General features: G+C 56.1%; 2 protein-coding genes. One reads left to right on the forward strand and one right to left on the reverse strand.

Annotated features, from left to right (window positions below):
- Nucleotides 1-33: 33 nt before the first annotated feature.
- A complete protein-coding gene (locus ACMWLG_RS25395; RefSeq protein WP_000509966.1) occupies nt 34-639 on the reverse strand; it encodes a recombinase family protein in 606 nt (201 codons plus the stop codon).
- 94 nt (nt 640-733) lie between these two features.
- Between ACMWLG_RS25395 and ACMWLG_RS25400 the strand changes: the two genes are divergently transcribed.
- Nucleotides 734-3,631 (forward strand): Tn3-like element Tn5403 family transposase, encoded by a 2,898-nt coding sequence (locus tag ACMWLG_RS25400; protein WP_001553819.1) that lies wholly within the window; start codon nt 734-736, stop codon nt 3,629-3,631.
- Nucleotides 3,632-3,665 lie beyond the last annotated feature (34 nt).

The raw sequence follows: 3,665 nt of genomic DNA on the forward strand, positions 1-3,665 counted from the left end.
GGGGTCGGTTCCGGCTGAGGGCGAAATGACACCCTAAGCGTTAGCTCTGTGTCGTTGCACGATGTCAGCGACGGTATTCTTGCTGATACCGAGCTCGCGTGCGATCCAGCGATAGCTGCGTCCCTCGGCCCTCATCGCAACCACCTTAGGCAAAAGTCGGTCTGATTTTGGTCGCACTCCGGCCTGACGACCAAGCCTCTTACCACGTGCCTTCGCAACAGCAAGGCCTGACTTGACCCGCTCGCTGATGAGATCCCGCTCAAACTCCGCAATGCCGGAAAGAAACGTCGCCAGCATTCGTCCATACGGCGACGAAAGATCGAACGCCATTCCATTCATGGCTATCACGGAAACCTTCCAGTTCTCCAGTTCACGTAGCGTATTGAGCAGATCGAGCGTCGAGCGCCCCCACCGGGAAAGCTCAGTGACCAGGATTGCATCAATTTGTCTGGACTGGGCAAGCGCCAGGACTTTCTTTCGCTCGGCCCGGTCGAGTTTAGTTCCTGAACCTGTTTCCTTAAATATTCCCACCACGTCGTAGCCGGCACGGCCGGCGAAGGCTCGCAGATCAAATTCCTGGCGTTCACAAGACTGATCCGCTGTTGAAACCCGGCAGTAAATGGCGGCACGATGTCCCAATTGAACCCTCCTGGATTTTTGTATCGGAACGCCCTGATTTATATGGGCTGGCTGTTGTCCAAAACAGACTATACTTCAAAAGGGACGAATTTGTATGTCACGACGCCATATTTTCACCGAACGGCAGCGAGCAGCGCTGTTCGATCTGCCCACGGACGAACTGTCGCTACTGAAGTTCTACACGCTGGGCGATGATGACCTGGAAAACATTAGGCAGCGCCGCAGACCGGAAAACAGGATTGGCTTTGCCCTGCAACTTTGTGCCTTACGATATCCGGGCCGTGCACTGGCTCCTGGTGAGATGATCCCGCGTGAAGTCCTTTCCTTCGTCGGTGCTCAGCTTGGAGTTCCGGCTGATGCGCTTCTCACTTATGCCACACGGCGCCAAACCCGTCAGCAGCACATGGACACGCTGCGCGAAATTTACGGCTACAAGACCTTCACGGGCCGTGGTGCCCGTGATCTGCGGGAGTGGACTTTCGGCCAGGCCGAAGATGCCAGATCAAACGAGGATCTTGCTCATCGTTTTATTGTGCGGTGTCGGGAAACTTCCACCATTCTGCCCGCAGTATCGACAATCGAGCGCTTGTGCGCGGATGCTCTGGTCGCCGCTGAGCGGCGGATTGAAACGCGGATTGCGGAAAATTTAACAGCGGATGTTCGCGATCACCTGGACAAACTTCTGAGTGAAATGCTCGCCGGCAATATCAGTCGTTTCATCTGGCTTCGCAACTTCGAGGTTGGTAACAACTCGGCTGCTGCTAACCGTTTGCTCGACAGGCTCGAATTTCTGCGTACCCTGAATATCAATCATAGTGCTTTGGCCAGCATACCTGCCCATCGCATTGCCCGGCTGCGTCGGCAGGGTGAACGCTACTTCACCGACGGTTTGCGTGACATCACTTCGGACCGCCGCTGGGCGATCCTTGCCGTCTGTGTTGTGGAGTGGGAAGCGGCGATTGCTGATGCCATAGTCGAAACCCATGACAGGATCGTAGGAAAAACCTGGCGGGAAGCGAAGCGCCAGCATGACGAAACAATTTCCGGCTCTAAAGCCACACTCACGGATACGATCCGTACCTTCACCGCGCTGGGAGCTTCGTTGCTTGAGGCCCGCAGTGACGGAACCCCGCTGGAGATGGCTGTCGCCAGTTCGGTTGCATGGGACCGGCTCGCTCAACTGGTAGCGACAGGGACTCAACTCAGCAACACGCTAGCCGATGAGCCTCTTGCATATGTCGGGCAGGGATACCATCGCTTTCGTCGTTATGCGCCCCGCATGTTGCGCTGTCTGAAGCTCGAAGCCGCGCCGGTCGCCGGACCATTGGTAGCAGCAGCTTTGTCGATCGGAGAGATGAAAGGTGTTGCATCGCCAGAAAGGCGTTTCCTGCGGCCCAGCTCCAAATGGAACCGTCATTTACGAGCTCAGGAAAAAGGAGATACCCGTCTTTGGGAAGTGGCGGTACTCTTTCACCTCCGGGATGCTTTTCGTTCCGGAGATGTCTGGCTCGCTCATTCGCGCCGCTATGGTGACCTCAAGCAGGTACTGGTGCCGATGATCGCGGCGCAGGAAAATGCAAAACTGGCCGTGCCTTCCAACCCACAGGATTGGCTGGCAGACAGAAAGGCGCGACTCACGATCGCTCTTAAGCGGCTGGCCCGGGCTGCCCGTAACGGCACTATTCCGCACGGTAGCATAGAAGATGGAACGTTGCGGATCGACAGGTTGACAGCAGACGTGCCGGATGGTGCCGAGGCACTCATACTGGATCTGTATCGCCGAATGCCGTCCGTTCGGATTACCGACATGCTGCTTGAAGTTGATGCAGCCCTTGGTTTCACAGATGCGTTTACCCATCTGAGAACCGGGGCTCCATGTCGCGACCGGATCGGTCTGCTCAACGTCCTGCTCGCTGAAGGGCTCAATCTGGGCCTGCGTAAGATGGCGGAAGCTACAAACACGCATGATTACTGGCAGCTCTCACGCCTTGCCCGCTGGCATGTTGAAAGCGAAGCCATGAACCAGGCATTGGCAATTGTGGTGGCCGCGCAGGGTAAACTGCCGATGTCACGCGTCTGGGGGATGGGCACGTCAGCATCGAGCGATGGTCAGTTTTTCCCGACAGCGCGGCATGGCGAAGCCATGAACATGGTCAATGCCAAATATGGTTCTGTTCCCGGCCTCAAAGCGTATACTCACGTAAGCGACCAGTTCGCGCCATTCGCTTGTCAGTCGATCCCGGCGACCGTGAGCGAGGCACCGTATATTCTCGATGGACTACTGATGAACGAGGTCGGTCGCCATGTTCGCGAACAGTATGCCGATACAGCAGGATTCACCGACCATTTGTTCGGAGCCAGTAGCCTGCTCGGCTACAATCTCGTTCTGCGAATCAGGGATCTGCCATCGAAGCGGTTGTACGTATTTAATCCCGATACGACCCCCAGGGAGTTACGCAAGTTGGTAGGTGGAAAAGCCCGGGAGGATCTTATCGTTGCGAACTGGCCTGATATTTTCCGTTGTGCCGCGACGATGACCGCTGGCAAAATCAGGCCCAGCCAACTCCTGCGCAAGCTCGCTTCTTACCCACGACAAAACAACCTTGCAGTTGCGCTTCGTGAAGTTGGTCGTATTGAACGGACCCTTTTCATTATTGAGTGGATCCTGGATACGGACATGCAGCGGCGTGCTCAGATCGGTCTTAACAAGGGAGAGGCCCACCATGCGCTCAAAAATGCGCTCCGTATCGGGAGGCAGGGGGAAATTCGCGATCGCACGACAGAGGGGCAGCACTACCGAATCGCTGGGCTCAATTTATTGACTGCGGTGATCATTTACTGGAATACCGTCCATCTTGGTCATGCCGTCACGGAGCGGCGGAACGAAGGGTTGGATGTTCCCCCTGAATTTCTTCCCCACATATCCCCATTGGGCTGGGCGCACATTCTACTGACTGGCGAATATCTTTGGCCCAAGGAACCGAAAGCTTAGGGTGTCATTTCGCCCTCAGCCGGAACCGACCCCA

This window comes from Enterobacter sp. 01-M-02-SI-ECC (genome assembly GCF_047530595.1).
In the GTDB taxonomy this organism is placed as follows: domain Bacteria; phylum Pseudomonadota; class Gammaproteobacteria; order Enterobacterales; family Enterobacteriaceae; genus Enterobacter; species Enterobacter cloacae_M.